General features: G+C 70.0%; 19 protein-coding genes, 1 tRNA gene and 1 pseudogene. 10 read left to right on the top strand and 11 right to left on the bottom strand.

What is annotated here, in order from left to right; genetic code table 11:
* The first annotated feature begins 37 nt into the window (after window positions 1–37).
* Window positions 38–751, top strand: coding sequence for a WbqC family protein (locus HB370_RS22280; protein WP_051815624.1), 714 nt, complete (start codon window positions 38–40; stop codon window positions 749–751).
* 97 nt (window positions 752–848) lie between these two features.
* Here HB370_RS22280 and HB370_RS22285 read toward each other — a convergent pair whose 3' ends face one another.
* From HB370_RS22285 to HB370_RS22305, 5 genes are all read right to left on the bottom strand, one after another.
* Entirely contained in the window at window positions 849–1,244 is a 396-nt protein-coding gene (locus HB370_RS22285; RefSeq protein WP_051815621.1) for a DUF6234 family protein, read from the bottom strand.
* 206 nt (window positions 1,245–1,450) lie between these two features.
* A complete protein-coding gene (locus tag HB370_RS22290; protein WP_030781953.1) occupies window positions 1,451–3,175 on the bottom strand; it encodes a mobilization protein in 1,725 nt (574 codons plus the stop codon).
* A 57-nt stretch (window positions 3,176–3,232) separates the two neighbouring features.
* Complete coding sequence (mobC, locus tag HB370_RS22295) at window positions 3,233–3,730, bottom strand: plasmid mobilization relaxosome protein MobC (RefSeq protein WP_030781951.1); 498 nt, start codon at window positions 3,728–3,730, stop codon at window positions 3,233–3,235.
* Between the two features lie 926 nt (window positions 3,731–4,656).
* Window positions 4,657–5,352 carry an ATP-binding protein gene (locus HB370_RS22300; RefSeq protein ID WP_030781948.1) on the bottom strand — a complete coding sequence of 232 codons (696 nt, stop codon included), beginning with the start codon at window positions 5,350–5,352 and terminating at the stop codon, window positions 4,657–4,659.
* On the bottom strand, window positions 5,349–6,257 hold the full coding sequence (locus HB370_RS22305) for a hypothetical protein (protein WP_030781946.1): 909 nt from the start codon (window positions 6,255–6,257) through the stop codon (window positions 5,349–5,351). The genes HB370_RS22300 and HB370_RS22305 overlap by 4 nt, the downstream gene beginning before the upstream one ends.
* Before the next feature lie 501 nt (window positions 6,258–6,758).
* Here HB370_RS22305 and HB370_RS22310 point away from each other — a divergent pair.
* From HB370_RS22310 to HB370_RS22330, 5 genes and pseudogenes are all read left to right on the top strand, one after another.
* A complete protein-coding gene (locus tag HB370_RS22310) occupies window positions 6,759–7,016 on the top strand; it encodes a helix-turn-helix transcriptional regulator (RefSeq protein WP_030781943.1) in 258 nt (85 codons plus the stop codon).
* 119 nt (window positions 7,017–7,135) lie between these two features.
* Window positions 7,136–7,462, top strand: coding sequence for a helix-turn-helix domain-containing protein (locus tag HB370_RS42010; RefSeq protein WP_244406042.1), 327 nt, complete (start codon window positions 7,136–7,138; stop codon window positions 7,460–7,462).
* Between the two features lie 39 nt (window positions 7,463–7,501).
* Window positions 7,502–9,016 (top strand): annotated as a pseudogene (locus HB370_RS22320) (LacI family DNA-binding transcriptional regulator).
* A gap of 192 nt (window positions 9,017–9,208) precedes the next feature.
* Complete coding sequence (locus HB370_RS22325; protein ID WP_030781940.1) at window positions 9,209–10,144, top strand: DUF6192 family protein; 936 nt, start codon at window positions 9,209–9,211, stop codon at window positions 10,142–10,144.
* A gap of 2 nt (window positions 10,145–10,146) precedes the next feature.
* On the top strand, window positions 10,147–10,635 hold the full coding sequence (locus HB370_RS22330; RefSeq protein WP_030781938.1) for a hypothetical protein: 489 nt from the start codon (window positions 10,147–10,149) through the stop codon (window positions 10,633–10,635).
* 338 nt (window positions 10,636–10,973) lie between these two features.
* Here the strand turns inward: HB370_RS22330 and HB370_RS22335 are convergent.
* From HB370_RS22335 to HB370_RS22345, 3 genes are all read right to left on the bottom strand, one after another.
* A tRNA-Pro gene (locus HB370_RS22335) sits at window positions 10,974–11,047 on the bottom strand.
* A gap of 66 nt (window positions 11,048–11,113) precedes the next feature.
* Window positions 11,114–11,872, bottom strand: coding sequence for a Pr6Pr family membrane protein (locus HB370_RS22340; RefSeq protein WP_030781928.1), 759 nt, complete (start codon window positions 11,870–11,872; stop codon window positions 11,114–11,116).
* 167 nt (window positions 11,873–12,039) lie between these two features.
* Window positions 12,040–12,969, bottom strand: a complete 930-nt coding sequence (locus HB370_RS22345; RefSeq protein WP_030781925.1) for a metallophosphoesterase — start codon at window positions 12,967–12,969, stop codon at window positions 12,040–12,042.
* A 186-nt stretch (window positions 12,970–13,155) separates the two neighbouring features.
* Between HB370_RS22345 and HB370_RS22350 the strand changes: the two genes are divergently transcribed.
* The gene (locus HB370_RS22350) at window positions 13,156–13,623 is read left to right on the top strand and encodes a GatB/YqeY domain-containing protein (RefSeq protein ID WP_030781920.1); all 468 of its coding nucleotides are present in this window, start codon (window positions 13,156–13,158) and stop codon (window positions 13,621–13,623) included.
* 420 nt (window positions 13,624–14,043) lie between these two features.
* Here the strand turns inward: HB370_RS22350 and HB370_RS22355 are convergent, their stop codons facing one another.
* Window positions 14,044–16,401: a transglycosylase domain-containing protein gene (locus HB370_RS22355; protein WP_030781917.1), complete on the bottom strand. Its 2,358-nt coding sequence runs from the start codon at window positions 16,399–16,401 to the stop codon at window positions 14,044–14,046.
* A gap of 559 nt (window positions 16,402–16,960) precedes the next feature.
* Here HB370_RS22355 and wblA point away from each other — a divergent pair.
* Window positions 16,961–17,299: a transcriptional regulator WblA gene (gene wblA, locus HB370_RS22365; protein WP_030606400.1), complete on the top strand. Its 339-nt coding sequence runs from the start codon at window positions 16,961–16,963 to the stop codon at window positions 17,297–17,299.
* 146 nt (window positions 17,300–17,445) lie between these two features.
* Here the strand turns inward: wblA and HB370_RS22370 are convergent, their stop codons facing one another.
* The gene (locus tag HB370_RS22370; protein ID WP_030781914.1) at window positions 17,446–18,789 is read right to left on the bottom strand and encodes an ArsA family ATPase; all 1,344 of its coding nucleotides are present in this window, start codon (window positions 18,787–18,789) and stop codon (window positions 17,446–17,448) included.
* Window positions 18,786–19,763 carry an ArsA-related P-loop ATPase gene (locus tag HB370_RS22375; protein ID WP_030781911.1) on the bottom strand — a complete coding sequence of 326 codons (978 nt, stop codon included), beginning with the start codon at window positions 19,761–19,763 and terminating at the stop codon, window positions 18,786–18,788. The genes HB370_RS22370 and HB370_RS22375 overlap by 4 nt, the downstream gene beginning before the upstream one ends.
* 95 nt (window positions 19,764–19,858) lie before the next feature.
* On the opposite strand from HB370_RS22375, the gene HB370_RS22380 reads away from it, so the two are divergent.
* Together HB370_RS22380 and HB370_RS22385 are read left to right on the top strand one after the other, a co-directional pair.
* The gene (locus HB370_RS22380) at window positions 19,859–20,017 is read left to right on the top strand and encodes a DUF4177 domain-containing protein (RefSeq protein ID WP_086024262.1); all 159 of its coding nucleotides are present in this window, start codon (window positions 19,859–19,861) and stop codon (window positions 20,015–20,017) included.
* Window positions 20,014–20,478, top strand: coding sequence for a RidA family protein (locus tag HB370_RS22385; RefSeq protein WP_030781908.1), 465 nt, complete (start codon window positions 20,014–20,016; stop codon window positions 20,476–20,478). Before HB370_RS22380 ends, HB370_RS22385 begins: the two co-directional genes overlap by 4 nt.
* Window positions 20,479–20,496 lie beyond the last annotated feature (18 nt).

A 20,496-nucleotide genomic window follows, 5' to 3' on the forward strand; every position in this document is an offset into this window, starting at 1 on the left:
CGCGTCGGGCGGGCGCTGCGCGATCCACCAGCCGAACTTGTTCCCCCGGCTGGCCACGCTGGCGAAGCTCTTCGCCGCCGACCGGTGGATCGTTCTCGACGACGTACAGTTCGCCCGCCGCGACTACCAGCACCGCGCCCGCCTCGCCGCCCTGGACGACCCCGCTCGTCAGCAGTGGCTCTCGCTGCCGACGCATCTGCCCCGCGGGCGGCCGACGCTGATCAGCGAGGCCCGGCTCGTGGATCGGCACCGTTCCCGCCGGTCGATCGAGCTTCTTGTGCGCCAGTACTACCGCCGCAGCCGCCACTGGTCTGCCGTACGTGATGTCCTCGGAGCGGTACTGGACAGCCTCGATACGACCGACCGGGTGGGCGGCATCGCCCAGGCATCCACGGTCGCCCTATTGACCGCCCTGGGCTGGAACGGCGAAGTACTCGTCAGCAGAGGGATACCGTGCCGCCAAGGCCGCTCCGAGCGCCTCGCCGACCTCGCGGCCGCCACCGGCAGCACCCACTACGTGTGCGGCACCGGAGGCATGCGCTACCTCGATCACGCGCCCTTCGATGCCCACGGCATCCCCGTTGTTCCCTTCCACACCCCTGTAGACCCGGATGACCCGCTCTGGCAGACGGCACGGCACGCCAGCAGCTTGTGGGCTCTGAGCACGCTGGGGCCTCGGGCGCTGGCGAGTCGGTTGGCTGACCAGGTAGGTCCAGGGGCGGGTAGGGCAGCGATGCCGGCGGCTCGGTAGAGGGAGACTCGCGCCGCACTGGTCTGAAGGTGCCGTGACGAGCTTGAGCTGCTGGATGGAGTGCGTCCAACAGGGTCGGGAGGTGCCCCTGGAGGGCTCAGCAGTTCGCGCTGTAGCGGACGCATCCGGGTGGTGGGGCGTGGCTGCGGTCCCAGTCGTGCTGCGTGGCCATGAGCGCTCCGCCTGCCAGGAGGGCGACCAGCAGATGTGCGATCACGGTCCATCGGGCGCGGGAGACCGCCGCGAGAACCGCCAGGACGAGCACGGTGATCAGCAGTGTCCGTAATCGTCCCATGTACGCGAGACTGGCCGCGTCGATTTCCCATTGCTCGCCTTGCGCCGCCCATACGTCGAGGCCGTAGCCGTATACCGCGTCCAGCGCGAGCCACCCGGCCTCCAGCAGGAACAACGGGATGGCGAAGGCGAGGTCCACGCCCAGGCGGGTCCGGTGCGACCAGGGGCGTCGCCGTCCCTGGGCCGGGATGTCGGTCATGGATGCACGGTGCCGCGAGTGGTGCCGGCGCGCATGAGTACCTGGTACCTGTACCAACCGTGAGCGCCGCGGCCAGCTCCCCGTCTGCGGCACGCTGCCCGAGAACGCTCGCGAAGGCGTTGCCTGCGGTCCCGATCCTGGGCTGGTCCGCCGCGCAACGACCTTCACCCCTTGCACACCATGGGCTTGAGGTAATGGGTCTGCAGCTAGGGTCGGCCCAGCCGGATTCCGGACCGGCCCTGTGTGTGCTGCGCCGCTGGGTTGGCCGGGCGTCCCGCCGTGTGGCTGCCAGCGTCCGCGTGGTTGATGTCGGCGGGTAGGCCGGCGGTGCGGCGTAGACGCCATACCAGTACGTCGCTGACGGACTGCGCCGTGTCGAGTTCCCGTCGTTCTGCGGCGGCGGTCAGGAGGGCTGCGGGGTCGTGGCCGGCGGCCTCGGCGTCGGTGATGGTGGCGGCGAGCGCGTACCAGCCGGGTTCGCTGAGGATCTGCTCGGCCAGCTCCGGTACGGCTTTGCGCAGCATGGCCGTGTGCCGTTGGAGGAGTGGTCGGCCCAGGCGCCGGCCGCGCTGGTAGAGGGTGCCGAGGGGGTGGGCGGCGGCGGCCTGGTATGCGGCGTGCAGGTGTTCGGCCGCCTGGCGGGCGGCGGCTGCCTGCTGGGCGTGGCCCTTCTTCGCGTGCCAGTGGGTGGCGGCGGTGACGAGGAAGAACAGCATGTCGATCACCATGGCGGTGGTAGCTCCGTCCTCCCCGCGGCCGAGGGCAGGGCCGCTGCGGACGAGGTCGCGGGCGGCCTGCCGTAGTGCCTGGTCATGCCCGTGCTGCGAGCGGATGTGGGAGCGTGTGGCGCGCTCGAACGCGAAGGCGGCTTCACGTAGTTCGCGTCGGGTGTGGGCGGCCGAGGTGGCTGCGAGCGCGTCCAGGACCTCGCCCGCGGCAGCGATGTGCGCGGCCACCGTCGCCTCTTCGTCCTGATCGATGACCAGGATCGTCTGCCATGCCGCAGTGGCCGCCCGACGCCGTGCCGTCGCTGGGTCACTGAGCGTCGTGGTCGTGGCCGGCTCCGACGGCTTGTCGCTGTTCCGGTCTGTGGTGGGGCCGGACCAGCGTTTGCGGATGCGGGGCAGAGACAGATCGGGAGCCAGACGCGAGCCGGAGTAGAACACGGGCTCGCCGTCTTTGTTGCGGTCGAAGGGCAGGGCGACCTTGTAGCCGAGGAGATCGCCCGACGGCGCGATGCGCTTGTGGACGATCAGGCCGGCGGCGGCCAGCCGGTCGAAGAACTCCTCCTCGCCGACGGTGCCGGCCACCGCCCGCCGTACGGTCTCGCGTAGTTCCTCCCGGACGGTGCGCTCGCGGCCCTGCCGGTCGGCCTTGTGGCGTTCGGCGCTGGTGGGCCGCTGGGCGGCGGTGCCGTCGCCCTTGTTGAGGCGGCGCAGGCCAAGCTCCACCTCCAGGGTGCGGGCTTGGGTCTGGACGCGGGCGGCGTCGTGGCCGAGGTCGGGTTTGTAGCCGTCCTCGCGGACGAGGGTGGCGACGATGTGGATGTGGTCGTCGGCATGCCGGACGGCCACCCATCGGCAGCCCGCGTCCTGGTCGGGGTCGTCGATGCCGGCGGCGGCGACCATCCGGCGGGCCACCTCGCCCCACTCCTCGTCGGTCAGGAGCCGGTCCTCGGCGGCGTTGCGGACGGACAGGTGCCACACGTGCTTTTTCGGCCGCTGGTCCTGGTCGAGGTTGTCGACGGGCTGGTCCAGGAGCTGCTGGAGCTGTTTGAGGGTGGCGGAGGGGTCGCGGCCGGGGTCGGGTGCGTTGTGGTCCCAGGAGGCGACCAGGTACGGGTCGTCGTGTTCTTCGTGTTTGCCGGGGCCGTACAGGTAGGCCAGGAGGCCGATGGTGCGCTGCCCGCGCTTCTGTATCCGGGGGATCATTTGGTGTCCGAGATGGTTGCTGGGGCTGGTGGGGGTGGGCGTCGTCCGGGTGCCGGGTCAGTGCTGTTCCAGTAGTCGGTCGGTGGCTGCTTGTACGCGGCTCACGGCGCGCTGGACCGCGGTGATGACCGCGTCGAGTTCGGTGGGGTGAGTACCGGTGTTGAGGGCGCGGGCGATCTGGTTGAGGTTGTTGCCGACCTGCCCGAGGTGCCGGCGCGCGGCGAACAGTTCGGTGACCAGCTCACGGTGGCCGGCGATGGCGGCGGCGGTGTTGTCGAGGTCCTGGGCGGCGGCGAGGCCGCTGCGGGCGAGGAAGGCGGGCAGGCTCGTACGGGTCGCGCGAGCGGCGGCGGCGAGCTGGGTCTTCTCGTCGTCGTTCAGGCGGACGCTGCATACGTAGTCGCGCTTGTGCGCGGTCGGTTTCGGCGAGCGCTTGCGCGAGGTCTTCTTCGTGGCGCGGGGCGTGCGCGGTGACGGCTTCTCCTCCGGCTGCGATCCGCCCTCGGTCGCTGCCTGGCGGACCGGCACCTCCTGGTGCCGGCCCGCTCCCGCCACCCCCGGGGCGGGCTCCGGCCAGGACGCCTTCCCCGGCGAGGAAGAGTGTCTTGGCCGATAACTTGCTCCGCCTGGGGCCGGGGTGGTGGTGTCCCGGCGGGGGCTGGGGGTCGATTCGTGGTTTGCCTGGTGCACGGAAGTCTCTCTCGGCCAGCTGAGGCATGGCCTGTGGTGTGGTGTGGTGTGACTCGTGGGGAGGGAGGGCCCGGACGGCTCTCAGGTGGGGGTGGGGCTGTTCTCGGACCGAGCCGAGAGTGGGGACCGGTCCCCACTTCTTCTGGGCGCTGACGTTCGGGGACCGGGCATGGGTCATCGGCGGATGCCGGTCCCGAAAGTGCGGGGACCGGCGGTCTCGGTCCCCGCATCCGATGAGCCCGTTGGGGACCGGTCCTCGGGTTCGGTCCCCGGTCCCATGGGGTCGGTCCCCGGTCCCCTACGGTCGGTCCCCGATTCCCGGTCCCCAGACTCCATCGCGACGCTGACGTCGGTCCCCGTCCAGGTGACGTCGGTCCCCGCCGCACTCCACTTTTCACGCGGCCATAGGCCGCGTGACCTGCTGCTTCGCCGGGACCGGTCCCCGGGACCGATGGGTGCGCTGGGGACCGGACCCCGGTCCCCGATCGAATTCCGGTCCCCGGTCCCCAAATTCGGTCCCCGAGTCGGGCCTCGGCCCCCGACGGGTTGTCGCTGCGTTGGTCCCCGGATGGTCCCCGCACCTTGGGGACCGGTCCCCGCGCTCGGTCCCCGGTCCCCGCGCTCGGTCCCCGGTCCCCGCGCTCGGTCTCCGCCCTCGGTCCCGGTCCCTGCCCTCGGTCCCGGTCCCCGGAGTCGGCCGTCTGCCCCCGCGGTCGGTCCCGGCACCACTGCGGTCCCCGGATGAAAATCCCTCGGAGGTCCGCCCCCGTGGCCGGCGGACCGCTGCCCGGTCAGGTGGGCCGGTGGCGTCGTCGGTCGGGGCCGTCGAGGATGACGCGTTCGGTCATCTCGGCGAGGCGGGAGGCGACGCGGTCGCCGAGGGTGGTGCGGAGTTCGGCGGTGGGGAGGTTGGTGGTGATGAGGGTGGGGAGCATGTGCTCGTACCGGTGGTTGATGAGCCGGTAGGTCAGCTCCTCGGTCCATTCGCTGGTCCTGGCCGCGCCGAGGTCGTCCAGGAGCAGCAGCGGGCTGCGTGCCAGGGTCTGCAGGTCGCGTTCGGTGTCGTGGCCGGCGCGGGGGCGCAGGCGGGCGTGGAGGTCGGCGGTGGTGGTGGCTTCCCAGCGCAGGCGGACCCCGCGGGCGAGGAGGGTGCGGATGGCGCCGTATGCCTGGTGGGTCTTGCCGGTGCCGGTGGGACCGGCGATCAGTAGCGACGGGCCTTCGGCGATACCGGGTCCGCCGGGGCCGGGGCGTCCGGCGCGGGCGATCGCGTCGGCCCAGGCGGTGATCTGCGGGTGGCCGGCCAGGGCGCGGCGGTAGCGGGCGGGGATACGGGCGTCGGCCAGTTCCAGGGCGGTGACCGGCTCGGCCGGGGACTCCCCGGCAGCCGCTGCGGCGGGGTCGATGCCACGCCTGGCCAGGATGCCGTTGAGGCGGGCGGCGATGGGCCCGACCTGCTGGGGTTCGCGGGTGAGGGTGGCGGTCAGAGCTGGTCTCCATAGGCGGCGGCGACATCGGCGGGGTTCGTCCACGACCTGTGGACAACCTGCCTGGCGGGGGTGGCGTTCATGGCCTCGTGCACGAGGCTCGGCAGGATGCGGGGGTGCAGGCCCTTGGCGCGGTGCAGCGCGAGGCCGGCCCGGACGTGTGCGGGGTCGATGCCCTCGTCGAGCAGCTTGCGTACCTCGCGACCGAGATGGTCCAGGACGTCCTTGGGCGGACGGTGTGCGCAAGCGGCGGTGTACTCGGCGATGAGGTGCTTGGCCGAGACGGTGTCGGGCGCGGGGGCGCTTGCGCCCCCCGAAGGGGTACTTCCTAGATCCATGTTCCTAGGTCCTAGATCCGGACCCTGAGGACTCACTGACTGCTCCGTGAGCGGGTCGTGCGCCTTCACGGAGGGCTCCGTGAAACCGTTCTGACCTGCGGTTTCGCTGTCGTCTCCGCGATTCACGGCCGTCTCCTGCTGCTGGCGGGAGCCCTCAAGGAGGGTTCCGTGAGGCGGCGGTGCGGCCTCGGTGAGGCAGGCTCGTGCGGTGCCGCCGACGGTGTCGTGGTGGGGGCATGCGGGGAGCCGGCTCTTGCTGGGCCGGTTGATCTTCTGGTGCTGGTGCCAGGTGACGACGTGCAGGTAACGCTTGTCGTCCGGGCCGGTGTAGCGGCAGATGAGGCCGGCGTCGGCGAGCTGGGCGAGGTCCTTCTCGACATCGGCGGGGGTGTGTTCGGGGCGCAGGACCCACAGCTGTCCGGCGATGATCGCGGCGTGGTCGCGGTGACGGCCCTGGTCGTCGGCCTGGGTGAGCAGGCCGAAGAAGGTGCGCTCGGCGGTCAGGGAGACGGCGGCCAGGGACTCGGAGACGAAGGCTTCGGGCTTGATGGTGCGGATTCGTGCCAAGAGCGGGGCGGTCCTCACTCGGTGGCCAGGGGGCGGGCACCCATGGCTCACCGTCGACGGGGGCGGTGGGGGCGTCAGGTGTGGGGGAGTTACCGGCCGGCTGCCGCGCGGCTCGCTGAGCCGCTCGCGGATTTTCCGGGGCTGTCGTCAACATAGCCACACCCAGTGCGGACAAGTCCAGCCCCAAACGGCCAGATCTCTGACGGCAGAAAGGCGGTCGGAAATCAGGTCGGAGGGGGAGGTGGGAAAACGGTAGGGCACGATCGGCCGCTGACCAAATAGTTGCCCAGGAACCCGAGCCAGAAGGATCACATCGGCAAACCGTTGACGTCTGCGGGCGGCGAAGCTACAACACAACACCCCACGTCAGACACGCTGTCGACGGTGCTCGACGCGCGGGCTGACGAGAGGGGCGTAGCCCCGCGTGCCGTGTGCGCGGGGCGCAACATAGCCGACGATCGCCGGTTAACCAAACCGGCGAGTGCACGCTACAACGGAGCCATGGCAGCACGTTCACTGGAAATCGGCCCAGCCGGAATAAGGGCCGCCCGAAACATCGAAATTCTCCGCACCGAGCGCGGCCTCCCGCAGCGGGAGCTTGCCGCTCGTGTCACCGCTCTCAGCTGGCCGATGTCCAACACGATGCTGTCCCGCATCGAACGCGCCCAGCGACGCTGCGACATCGACGATCTCGCCGCGATAGCCGAAGCCCTGCACGTCTCCCCACTCGCTCTGCTACAGGACTCACACAGCACCTGAGGCCACCTCGCAGCAAGGACGACCGAGCATCCCCCCGTAAGGGCACACCCTTCTTGCCTCCACTCTCGATCCCCCCTGCCCTCGTGGGCCTTCCACACCGAACAGAAGGCGAAGCCTCCCTGCCCCGCCTCTACCGTCCCGAAGAGATCGCCAAGACGCTCGGCTGCTCGGCTTGGTGGGTCAAGGACCGAGCGCGTCGGCGCTTGATACCACACACACGAGTCGGCCGCGCCTACCGCTTCACCGCCGAACACCTTGCCGAGATCATCCGAATGCACGAGGAACCAGCCCCTCTGCGACCCGACCGGCCATCAACGCAGTCCCCTCCGTCCAGCCCGGTCGGTAGGCCGGCACCTGCCATTTCACGGGCAGGGCTCACAACCTCGCCCGCACCACGTCTTCGGGCCCGACCGCCCCGCAGGTCCCAGTACGGCACTGCCGTCTGACAACACCCGGTACACCACAGACAGGAGGTAACCCGAGGCGTGGGCTACGCCGAGAAGCGCGGCAGCTACTGGCGCGGCAGATACAAGATCAGCAAGGGCGAGTACGGCACGGTCGCCGACCCGACGGGCGCGGTGATCAAGTTCGCGACCAAGCGGGAAGCCAAACAGGCCGCGGATGAGGAAGAGGCCAAGATCCGGCGCGGCACCTGGCGCGACCCGTCGGCCGGCCAGGAGACATTCGGGGAGTACGCCAACCGTTGGTACGAGGCCCAGGATCTGGCCGCTTCGACCATGCAGAACTACCGGCGTCACATCGAGCAGCATCTGCTCCCCGTATTCGCGGACAAGGCCCTCGCCGGCATCCTTCGCTCGGATATCGACACCTGGGAGAAGCAGGAGAAGGCCGCGTACGCGGCATCCAGCGTCAAGACGTGGCGCTCGACGCTCCACCTCATCCTGGAAGACGCCGTGGATGAGGGCCTCATCGCCTCCAACCCCGCCGCAAAGCGGCGCGGGCGTGGCAAACGCGCCGGCCGCTCGCGCGACCGTGGCCCCGAAAAGGTCATCACCGATCCGCTGGGCCTGCTGCTCATCGCAGAGCGGGCGGCGCTGCTGTCCGGCCGTGACGACGAGTTCGTCGCCGTCGTCCTCAAGGGCTACACGGGGATGCGGTGAGGCGAGATCGTCGGACTGGAGACCCGGTACGCCCGGCCTGGAGCCATACGCGTGGAGCGCCAGTTGTACGAGCTGGACTCGGGCGAACTGGTCCGTTGCCCGCCCAAGGACGACAGCTACCGCACCATCGACGCGATGGACTGGCTGTCGGCCCTGGTCGCCGACCACATCGCCCGTACGAAGCCCACACCGTGTCCGTGCCACGGCAAGCGGTACGTCTTCCGGGGGCAGGGTACTGCCCGTACCGGTGGCCACCAGGGCGCCAAGCTCGTTGACGTCGCCCGGCTGGCCGGGGTCTCCACAGGGACGGTGTCTAATGTCCTCAACCATCCTGACCGCGTAGTGGAAGCCACACGGGTGCGGGTTGAGAAGGCGATCGTCGACCTCGGGTTCGTGCGGGGCGGTGCGGTGTCGGAGCACGCGGCTCACTGGCGCAGGAACGGTTTTGCGACCTGGCTGTTCACACCAGCATCCTCCGGCTGGTACCCGAAGAAGGCCCCGCAGGAGGCGCGACCCGTGCCCATCCGCGGCGAGCCATGGCCCGGTGTTCCGGCCCGAGGGCGGGGCGCCACCGATCGCGCCGATGCCTGCTGGCTCCCGATCGCCAAGGGCCTCACACCCCACGGTCTCCGCCACACCCACCGGACGATGATGGAGGACCTGGGGACGGAGAAGGTCCTCATGGACGAGCGCATGGGCCACATCGACGGCTCGGTCTCCGCGCGCTACGCCCACGTCACCCCAGGCATGCGTCGGCGTCTCATGCTCGGTCTAACTCGGCAGTGGGAGGCGGCGCTCGACGCCCGCCTGGTCCTGCGCCCGACGTCGCCGGTGCGCGTCCTCAGCGACCTTCTGCGTGCACGCGCTGCCGTTCTCTGATAGCGGCACGGTGCCCCGTAACAATGTTGCGGGGCACCGCCGTCTTCCTGCGAGGGCGGTGAACCGACGCTCACAGGAATGCAACATTAGAGCGATTATCAGGATGGGTCGGGGTAAATTGGGCATAGATGACGCGGCAGCACCGTCGGCAGATGTGTATGACCCGATATCCGACACGCGAGGAGGCTCCTCGTGGCGACCCTGACAGTCCCTGACGGGTACACCAAGACCGGGTGGGAGAAGATCGTCCGCCGCGGGCGGAAACTGATGAAGGAGAAGTCTGGGATCCAGTGGGCTCTCGGAGATCTCGTCATTGAGGCGCTTGATGGGCACAGCCGTGGACACGGCGAGGTGAACCAGGTGATCAAGATGCTGGCGCATCAGATCGGCGCAAATCCGGAGACGCTGCGCTTTTACTACGGGGTCGCCGGGCAGTGGCCGAAGGCGAAGCGCCGGAAGGATGTGAGCTTCACGGTGCACGCAACTTTGGCCTACGTTCCGAGCCGGTACGTCTTGATCCGTAAGGACCCCTACGACCCATTCACAAAGGAACACCGCTGGACGGTGAACGAGGCTCAGAAGGTCGCGAACCGCGCCGTCCACACGCCGACTAACCAGGAAGAGCGTCTCGCTCACACCCGGCGCCTGCTCCACACGGATGAGGACGCAGCCAAGGCGGTCACCGAGATGCTCGGGCGCCCGGACGTCCGGGCCCGCCTCGCATCCGACCAGCACGCCCGGCACCTGATGCGCCAGGCGCAGTACGAGCACTGGCGCGAAGTCGACGAGGCAGCGGAAGCCGAAGCTGAGCTGGCTTCGGCGGACGACGCTGCAGAAGTGGAGGAGGAGTTCGAAGAAGAAGCCGCTCCCCTCGGCGTCCGATACAGCGAGGCCCCGATGGAGATCCTGCGATTGATCGGGGCGTTCGCTTCCTTCTCCGTCTCGCTCCAGCGGATCATCCCCGAGGTCCACAGCCAGGACTACACCGAGGAAACCAAGCAGGCGGTCCTCGACAACGTGCACAAGGCGCGCATGCTGCTCGACTGGTGCGAGACCGCCATCACGACCGGAAGGACTGACCCGGACAAGGCGCTCGCGCGCCTGATGGAGGACGAAGAAGGCGAGTAATCATGACGACGACGCGCCGCCAAGCGGCGCACGACAGCGGAGAGGACATCTGGGGGCGGGTGGCTAAGGCCGGGGAGGACGGCCTCCCTCCGGAACGGGCCATCGGCCGGAACACCAGGAGCCAGTTCGAGCGAGGTAAGACCTGGATCCGAGACGTCAAGTGCGCAGCTGAGAAGAAGAGCTTCGTCCGGTACCGCGGTCACTACGCGGTCACCCTTGACCCCGACAAGTGCACAGCCTACGCGGCCGAGCGCCTGCAATCCCTGTACAGGCAGGCCGTGCGCATCTACAAGTCCTCGCTGAAGGAGCTGCCACCGGAATCACAAGAACTCCTCACGGTGACGCTGCTGACCAAGCAGTTGCAGTCTATCTTCGACGCGATGGACATCCTCAAGGCCGCCGGCTTCTCTCCCGAGACCGCAGCGGCAAAGGCCGGGGCAACAACCTCCGCGAAGAGGTCTTCGGCATCGTCCAGGGGCCGGAAGACCTGACCGCAGTCCACTAAGGGACGGGGTGGGCCCACATCCAGGGTGGACCCACCCCGCCGGTTCGAGGATCGCTTCACCCGGACCGGCCAGCAAGCCGTGCGTGTCCACTTGGATGCCAGAGCCCGAGGGCAAGGCTGGTGGCCAGGTCCACGAGCCCAGGCCGAATTTGCGGACGTGCACTATGGAGAGGTCTGGATGGGGCGAGCCTGGGCGAAAGCTGTCGACCAGCCTGGGAGAAGCCGACCAAGATCTTCTCCTAGATTTCTCCCGAACGATCTCCGGAAACCACTCAGGGGCCTGATCCACTAAGTGGATCAGGCCCCTGACCTGGTACTACGGCGTCGGGGTGGCGGGATTTGAACCCACGACCTCTTCGTCCCGAACGAAGCGCGCTGCCAAGCTGCGCTACACCCCGGTGTCGCTGCTTGTCGCGGCGACGTCGTTTACTTTAGCCCACTGGGGGCTGTAGACGAAATCCGGTTCAGAGGCGGTGGCGGGTCGGGGACGGGCGGGTGTGGTCCAGGGCCACCAGGAGGACCGAGAGGGCGTAGATCCCGAGGCCCAGGAGGAGGGCGTTCGCCAGGGTGCCGCGGTAGCCGTGGGACGTCACGTCCAGGAAGGGATAGAGGTGGCGCGACGGGTCGGACGGGGGGAGGAGGGCGGCTCGGATGAAGGTGAAGGCCAGGTAGGCCAGGGGGTACAGGAGCCAGGCCGCGGTCTGGCGGAGGCGTAGGCGGGGCGCGGGTGTGAGCAGGAGCCAGTCCAGTACGGCCGCCGCCGGGACCAGTACGTGGAGTATCTGGAGCGCCGTCCACTGGGCGTGCCAGCGTTCCGGAGCCGTCGTCGCGCCGGTCATGGAGAACGGCGGCGTCGTGTGGGCCAGGAGCAGGTGGTAGACCAAGGCGCTGATCACGACGTAGAGGAGCGCGGCGCCGGTCACCGCCGACGGGAGCGGGCGGCGGGCCCGCCAGGCCCTCGTCGCCGACAGGAACGTGATCACGGCCAGCAGCGCGGTGGCTTGGACGCTGAAGTGGCTCAGCATGCGGCCCGGGCTGCCCAGCAGCAGTTCCAGCGCGACCCCGCCCGCGGCCGTCACCGAGATCAGGAGGCGGAACACCGCGGCCGTCGGGCGGCGCGCCGGGGCCACCACCGCCGTGGCCGGGACCGGGGCGGGCAGCAGGACGGGCGGGCCCGGGACCGCGGGCAGGTCCGGGATGTCCCTGGGTATCGGGGCGGTCATGCCCTCACGCTAGGAGCGGGGGAGGGGGGCGGCCAGGCGGATTGGGCCGGGTGGGTTACCGCACGACGGCCAGCATCCCGGCCCTCCGTCACCCCGGCCCTCCGTCACCCCGGCCTTCCGTCACCGTGCGTCGGTCGAGTGGAGTGCCGGGGTCCCCCTCCGGCCTGTCACCCCTTCTTCTCCACCAGCGTCAGCAACGTCGCCTCCGGCGGGCACGCGAAGCGGACCGGGGTGTAGCGGTTGGTGCCGCAGCCCGCCGAGACGTGGAGGTAGGACGTACGGCCCTCCACGGTGTGCGTGGACAGGCCCTTCACGCGGTCCGTGTCCAGGTCGCAGTTGGTGACCAGGGCGCCGTAGAAGGGGATGCACAGCTGGCCGCCGTGGGTGTGGCCGGCCAGGATCAGGGGGTAGTCGTCCGCCGTGAACGCGTCCAGTACCCGCAGGTACGGCGCGTGGACCACGCCCATCGAGAAGTCGTACGCCCCCGAGGGCCCGCCGGCCACCCGGGCGTAGCGGTCCCGCTTGATGTGCGGGTCGTCCAGGCCGGTCAGCTCGACGGAGACGCCCTCGACCTTCAGCACACCCCGCGTGTTGGTCAGGTTCAGCCAGCCCGCCGCGTCGAAGCCGTCCCGCAGGTCCTCCCACGGGTTGTGGACCGCACCCACCGCCGGCGCGTTGCCGTTCAGCCCGTGACGTCCGCTCGCCTTCTCCAGCAGGTAGCGGGCCGGGTTGCGCAGCTTGGGGCCGTAGTAGTCGTTGGAGCCGAAGACGTACGCGCCCGGGAACTCCATCAGCGGGCCCAGCGCGTCCAGCACCTCCGGGACGCCCTCGGGGTCGGACAGGTTGTCCCCGGTGTTGATCACGAAGTCGGGGCGCAGCCCGGCCAGCGACTGCAGCCAGCGCTGCTTCTTGCGCTGGCCGCCGACCATGTGGATGTCGGAGACCTGGAGCACACGCAGCGGGCGCATGCCCGGGGGCAGGACGGGGACGGTGACCCGTCGGAGGCGGAAGGAGCGGGCCTCGAAGCCCGCCGCATAGACCAGGCCGGCGGTGCCGGCCGCCACGATTCCCAAGGGGATTCCGTATCGCGCGCGCATCTGTCCATCGTGTCAGACGGGTTGGGCGCGCCGGGACCGGCCGTCGCTGGTCGAGCGGTCGGGCGGACGCGGTCGGGCGGACGTCGGCGGTTATTCAGGGGCGGGCGCGGGTGGCCGCGCGCCCGTGGCCGTGCCCGCCGCTAAATGGGCGGGCGCGGGTGTCCGCGTACCTGCGACAATCGGGCCATGACCACCACGCTCAAGTCGAAGCTGCAGGACGACCTCAACGCCGCGATCAAGGGGCGCGACGAGCTCCGCTCCTCGACGCTCCGGCTGACCCTCGCCGCGATCACCAAGGAGGAGGTCGCAGGCAAGGAGAAGCGGGAGCTGTCCGACGACGAGGTCCTCAAGGTGATCACCCGCGAGGCGAAGAAGCGCCGTGAGGCGGCCGAGGCGTTCGCGCAGGGCGGCCGTGCCGAGCAGGCCGAGCGGGAGAAGGCGGAGGGCGAGGTGCTCGCCGACTACCTGCCCAAGCAGCTGTCCGACGAGGAGCTGGACGCGATCGTCGTCCAGGCGGTGGCCGAGGCGAAGGCGGCCGGTGCCGAGGGGCCGCGGGCCATGGGCGCCGTCATGAAGATCGTGAACCCGAAGGTGGCCGGGCAGGCCGAGGGCGGCCGGGTCGCCGCCGCGGTGAAGAAGCACCTCCAGGGCTGAGCCCCCGGGCCGGCCTCCTGAGCCGGCCCTCTCCTGGGCCGACCTCCCGGGCCGGCCTGCTGGGCTGGTGTCCTCCCGGGCTGACACCCAGGGCGCCGGCCTCCTCCAGCGCCGGCCTCCTCCAGCGCCGGCCTCCTGGGCCGGCCCCTGGCTGACACCGCCCCGGCCCATCCTCCGAGTGCCGTCGCCAACGGCCCCGGCAGGCGCGCCCCCGCGCCCGGCCTCCGTTCCCCGCCCCTACGGCGTCGCCTCTACGGCGTCGCCTCTACGGCGTCGTCCCTACGGCCTCGCCGCTACGGCATCGTCTCCACGACGCGCTACGGCATCGTCTCCACGACGCCTCCACAACCACGGGGCCGCACCCCTCCCCAGAGGTGCGGCCCCGCTCATCCGGCTCCGAACATGATCGGCCGGCCCGTCCTAATGCCGCCGGCCCCCGTGGCCGTTCCCGCCGGTGCCTCCGTTTCCGCCGATCCCGCCGATACCGCCGTCCCCCTGCCCCTGGATGACGTTCTCCGGGAGGGAGAACGTCGGCGTCGGGAACGAGCCGCCGAGGGCGCCCGCGGTGGGGCCGCCGTCAGCGGTTCCGCCGTTCGTCAGGCCGCCGATCAGTCCCCCGGTCGCCCGTCCCGGCGTGTCCCCGTTGTGGTCGTCCGTCGCCCCCCGGTCGCCTTTTTTCTGGTCGTCCTCGTCGTGGCTGTCGTCGGGGAGGTCGACCAGATGGAAGTCGGGGGCGGGCCTGCCCTCCAGCGCGCCGGACATCATGTCGCGCCAGATCGGACCCGGGACCTCGCCGCCGTAGACCTTGTCGTGCGGGACGCCGCCGATGGTGATGTTGGTCATCTTCCGCTTGTGCTGCGGGTCGCCGACCCAGACCGCGCCCGCCATGTTCGGGGTGTAGCCGACGAACCAGGCCGCGAAGCGCTCGTCCGTCGTACCCGTCTTGCCCGCGCTCGGGCGGCTGCCGAGACCGGCCTCCTGGCCCGTGCCGTCCTCGACCACGCCCTTGAGGAGCGTGCTGATCGTGTCCGCGGTTTTCTCCGACATCGCCCGTGAGCAGGTCGACTTCGGGACCGGAAGGGACTTCTGCCGGCTGCCGGCCTTCTGGGTGACCGACTCGATGGCGACCGGGGTGCAGTACGTGCCGCGCGAGGCGAAGGCGGCGTACGCGCTCGCCATCGTCAGCGGGGACATCTCCTGGGTGCCGAGCGCGATGGAGGGCGCCTGGACGATCTTGCGGCCGTCCGCGCGCGCCACGCCCATCTTCTTGGCCATGTCGACGACCGGGCAGATGCCGATGTCGCTGATCAGCTGCACGTAGTAGGTGTTGACCGACTTCGCGGTGGCCTCCGCCATGCCGTACGGGCCGCGCTCGGAGTCGTTCTCGTTCTTCAGCTTCTCCGGCCGCCTCGGGTCGTTGCGCCACACCTTGCCGTCGCACGCGGTCACCGGGCTCGGGTACGCCATCTCGTACGGCGAGGAGTACTCCTGCGCCGGGGACTTGCCGCCCTCGACGGCCGCCGCGGCGACGATCGGCTTGAACGTCGAACCGGGCTGGTAGCCGGCGCCGCCGCCCATGTCCTGGTCCACGGAGAGGTTGATCGTCGTCTCGCCGTTGTTGACGTTGACGCCGTACGGACGGGACTGGCCCATGGCGAGGATCTTGCCGGTGCCGGGTTCGACGATGGTCGCGGCGGTCGCCACGGCGTCGCTGCGGTAGACGTGGTCCTTGACGGAGTCCTGTACCGACTCCTGCGCCTGCGGGTCGAGCGTCGTACGGACCGTCAGGCCGCCCCGGTTCCAGAGCTTGGCCCGCGCCTCCTTCGTCTTGCCGAACACCGGGTCGGTGAGGATGACCTGGCGGACGTAGTCACAGAAGAAGCCGGCGCCCCTGACCGCGGTGATGCAGCCGTTCTTGGGGCGGCTGGTGTGCAGGCCGAGCGGTGCGCGCTTCGCCCGGTCGGCCTCCTGCTGGGAGATGTCGCCCAGCTCCGCCATCCGCTGGAGCACGATGTTGCGCCGCTTGGTGGCCTCCGCCTCGTCGTTGACCGGGTCGTACCGGCTCGGGGACTGCACGATGCCGGCCAGCAGCGCCGACTCCTGGAGGTTCAGGTCCTTCGCGTGCTTGGAGAAGTAACGCTGGGAGGCGGCCTCGACGCCGTAGGCCTGCTCGCCGAAGAATGTGATGTTCAGATAGTTCTCGAGGATCTTCTTCTTGCCGAGCTTGTCCTCGATCTGGATGGCGTACTTCAGCTCGCGGATCTTGCGGCCCAGGGTCTGCTGGGTGGCCTCGGCGACCTTCGTCGGGTCGTCGCCGGCCTCCTCGATGAAGTAGTTCTTCACCAACTGCTGGGTGAGCGTGGAGGCGCCCTGGGCGACGCCGCCCTCCTGCGCGTTCTTGTTGAGGGCGCGCAGCACGCCCTTGAGGTCGACGGCGCCGTGCTTGTAGAAGCGCGAGTCCTCGATCGCGACGATCGCCTTCTGCATGTACGGCGAGATGTCCTTGAGGTCCACCACCGTACGGTCGCGGGAGTAGACGGTCGCGATCTGCTTGCCCTGGCTGTCCAGGATGGTGGTGCGCTGGCTCAGCTGGGGGCTCTTCAAGTCGGCCGGGATCTCGTCGAAGCCCTTGACCGAGCCCTTGGCCGCGAGGCCCAGCGCTCCGGCCGCGGGCAGCGCGATGCCCGCCATGACGGCTCCGGCGAGCACACTGACACCGAGGAACTTGGCGGCCTGCTGCATGGGCGACAGACCACCGCCCGAGCGCTTCTTTGGCATGGGGGCAGCCTAATCCGTACTGTTGAGCGTTCCGAGGGAGCGACCGCTTCTCGGGATGTTCCGAGTGCCGATCGTGACGTGGCCCCGAGGGCTCGCCGGGGCGCCGGCCTCCGTCAGGGCCCCGCAAAGAGGGGATGTCCGCGTTCCCATTCGCCGGACACGCGCACAGGCATTGGCCTAAGCTGCTCTCGACTGTCACAACCGTGCGGTCACCCCTTCCTACGTCCGATTGCCCCGAATCGTTCCGGACACGGCCGGGAATTCCCGGGAAACGGCCCTGTTTCCCCGCCGGGGACGGGCTCGAGCCCCGCCCCGAGTGCCGTCCGGAGCCCGGTGACGCCCACCGCGACTGCCCCGGTTTGCCGGGATGATCACGCATGTCGCCAGCTCACTCCCGTGGGTGATCTGCCGCTTACCCATAGTCCGTTCGGGCCATTCAAGATTGGGCCCGAAGGGGGTGTTGCACTGTCCCCACCTTCCGTAACGTCCTCAACTGGCGGCGGTGAATATGCCGCTGCCGCCGTGGGGGAGCCTCGATTCGGGAGAGGACGGCGCCGGTATGGGCTGGGTAACCGACTGGAGTGCGCAGGCCGCCTGCCGCACTACCGATCCGGATGAACTGTTCGTTCAGGGAGCAGCGCAGAACAGGGCCAAGGCGGTGTGCACCGGATGCCCGGTACGCACCGAGTGCTTGGCCGACGCGCTGGACAACCGCGTGGAGTTCGGCGTGTGGGGAGGCATGACGGAGCGTGAGCGCCGTGCGCTGCTGCGCAGGCGGCCCACCGTGACCTCCTGGCGCAGACTCCTGGAAACCGCCCGCTCGGAGTACGAGCGGGGAGCGGGGATCGTGTCCCTCGACAACGACGAGGTGTACGAGAACTACGCCGCGGTGAGCTGAGGGCTTCCCCGCTCAGGCTCACCACGTCATCACGTTGTGCCCACACACACGGGTACGCGCCGTACGCTCGCCTGTTCGCGTGACGCAAGCCGCGACGTCAGCCGTCTGCTTGCCCGTCCGTGCCGATGTGAGCCGTAGCGCGGTGCCTATATGTGCTCCGTCCGTTCAGGCCGTTGGGCCGCCAGTAGGTTTCCGATGTCGCGCAGGCCCGCGAGGTCGTGGACATCACCGGGCAGCGCGGGTACCTCGACCACCGCCACATCGGGGTGCCGGGCGGTGAAGCGGTCGCGTGTGCGCCGCTCGCGGGCGAGCAGCCGCATGCGCTCGGCGTGCAACCTCAGCAGGCCCGCGGTGAGCCGGTCGACCGAGCGCTCCGTGTCGGCGGGGGAGCCTTCCTCGGGAGCAGGGGCTGCGGTCTCCGGTGCGGAAGATTGTGAACTGCCTTGCGTGTCGGAAGAGTTACGAAGTCCAGCTTTCCCGCCCCCCTGATCCACAATGCGGGGGTCCTCAAGATTTTCCGCGGCCGCGAGCGCCCGCTCGGCCGACAGCCGGCCGGCACCGCTGTCATGGACGCGGTTCAGCACCAGGCCCACCAGCGGCATGCTCTCCGCGGCCAGCCGCTCCACGAAGTACGCGGCCTCGCGCAGCGCGTCCCGCTCCGGCGCCGCCACCACCAGGAACGCCGTACCGGGCGCCTGGAGAAGCTTGTAGGTGGCGTCCGCGCGGGTGCGGAAGCCGCCGAACGTGGTGTCCATCGCGGCCACGAACGTCTGCACGTCCTTCAGCAGCTGACCGCCCAGCAGCTTGCCGAGCGTGCCCGTCATCATCGACATGCCGACGTTGAGGAAGGCCATCCCGGCCCGGCCGCCGAGCTTCGCCGGAGCGGTCAGCAGACGGATGAGCCGGCCGTCCAGGAAGGAACCGAGCCGCTTGGGGGCGTCCAGGAAGTCCAGTGCCGAGCGGGACGGCGGGGTGTCGACCACGATCAGGTCCCACTCGTCCCGCGCCCGCAGCTGGCCCAGCTTCTCCATCGCCATGTACTCCTGCGTGCCCGCGAAGCCCGCCGAGAGCGACTGGTAGAAGGGGTTCGCCAGGATCGCGGCGGCCCGCGCCGGGTCCGCGTGCGCCTCCACGACCTCGTCGAAGGTGCGCTTCATGTCGAGCATCATGGCGTGCAGCTCGCCGTCGCCCTCGGTGCCCTTCACCCGGCGGGGCACGTTGTCGAGGGAGTCGATCCCCATCGACTGGGCCAGCCGCTTGGCCGGGTCGATGGTCAGCACGACCACCTTGCGGCCCCGCTCGGCGGCCCTGAGCCCGAGCGCCGCCGCGGTCGTCGTCTTGCCGACCCCGCCCGAGCCGCAGCACACCACGATCCGGGTCCTGGGGTCGTCCAGCAGCGGATCCACGTCCAGCACGCGCGCGGAAGAAAGGCGGCGGCCCTGCTCGGGCTCCTGTGCCGTCTCGGATGCCTCGGCCGGGTCCGGACTCATGACAACCCCTGCTTCCGCAGCTCGGTGGCGAGTTCGTACAGGCCCGCCAGGTCCATGCCCTCGGCGAGCAGCGGGAGTTCGTGCAGATGCAGGCCCAGCTCGGTGAGGACCGCGCGCTGCTCCTGCTCCAGCGTGTACCGCTCGGCGTACTCCGCGGCCTGCTCCAGCAGCGGGTCCACCAGTTTCTCGGCGTTCCCGCCGCGCCGGACCCCGCCCAGGCCGGCCGCCGAGAGCGCCTGTGCGACGGAGGAACGCTCCACGGTCCGTACGAGTTCCAGGTCGGCCGCGTCCAACACCTGCGGCCGGACCATGTTCACGATGACCCGGCCCACCGGCAACCGGGCCGCGCGGAGTTCGGCGAGGCCGTCGGCGGTCTCCTGGACCGGCATCTCCTCCAGGAGCGTCACCAGGTGCACCGCCGTCTCCGGCGACTTCAGCACCCGCATCACGGCCTGCGCCTGATTGTGTATCGGGCCGATCTTCGCCAGGCCCGCCACCTCGTCGTTCACGTTCAGGAAGCGGGTGATACGGCCGGTCGGCGGGGCGTCCATGACCACGTAGTCGTACGCGAACCGCCCCGAGCGGTCCTTGCGGCGCACCGCCTCGCACGCCTTGCCGGTCAGCAGGACGTCCCTCAGGCCGGGCGCGATGGTGGTGGCGAAGTCGATCGCGCCGAGCTTCTTCAGGGCCCGGCCCGCGCCCCCGAGCTTGTAGAACATCTGGAGGTAGTCCAGGAGGGCCAGTTCGGGGTCGATGGCGAGGGCGTACACCTCCCCGCCGCCCGGAGCGACCGCGATCTTCCGCTCTTCATAGGGCAACGCCTCCGTCTCGAAGAGTTGTGCGATGCCCTGCCGGCCCTCGACCTCCACGAGAAGCGTCCGCTTCCCCTCGGTCGCGAGGGCCAGCGCGAGTGCGGCGGCGACCGTCGTCTTTCCGGTCCCGCCCTTGCCGCTGACGACCTGGAGCCTGCTCACGTCTTCGAGACTAACCAGTCCGGCCGACGGTCACGCGCGAGGCTGTGGATAACGCAGGTCACCGTCCCCGTGGCCGCAGCGGCTACAGTCGGCCCATGACCAAGTGGGAATACGCAACCGTGCCGCTGCTCGTCCATGCCACGAAGCAGATTCTGGACAACTGGGGCGAGGACGGCTGGGAACTCGTCCAGGTCGTGCCCGGGCCGAACCCGGAGCAGCTGGTGGCCTACCTGAAGCGGGAGAAGCAGGCGTGAGCGCGGTCGAGGCCAGGCTGGCCGAGCTGGGCCTGACCCTGCCGGAGGTGGTACCGCCGCTGGCCTCCTACCAGCCGGCCGTGCGGTCCGGGGCGTACGTGTACACCGCCGGGCAGCTGCCGATGGTCGAGGGCAAGCTGCCGGTCACCGGCAAGGTGGGCGCCGAGGTCACGCCGGAGGAGGCCAAGGAGCTGGCCCGCGTCTGCGCGCTGAACGCTCTGGCCGCCGTGAAGTCCGTCGCCGGCGACCTGGACCGCATCGCGCGCGTGGTGAAGGTCGTCGGCTTCGTCGCCTCGGCGTCCGACTTCACCGGGCAGCCCGGTGTCGTCAACGGCGCCAGCGAGCTGCTCGGCGAGGTCCTGGGCGAGAAGGGCGTGCACGCCCGCAGCGCGGTCGGCGTCGCGGTGCTGCCGCTGGACGCGCCGGTCGAGGTCGAGATCCAGGTGGAGCTGGCGCAGTAGACCGCCGTCCTCCCCGCC

Origin of the sequence: Streptomyces sp. DSM 40868, from assembly GCF_011820545.1 — a bacterium.
Classification (GTDB): domain Bacteria; phylum Actinomycetota; class Actinomycetes; order Streptomycetales; family Streptomycetaceae; genus Streptomyces; species Streptomyces eurythermus.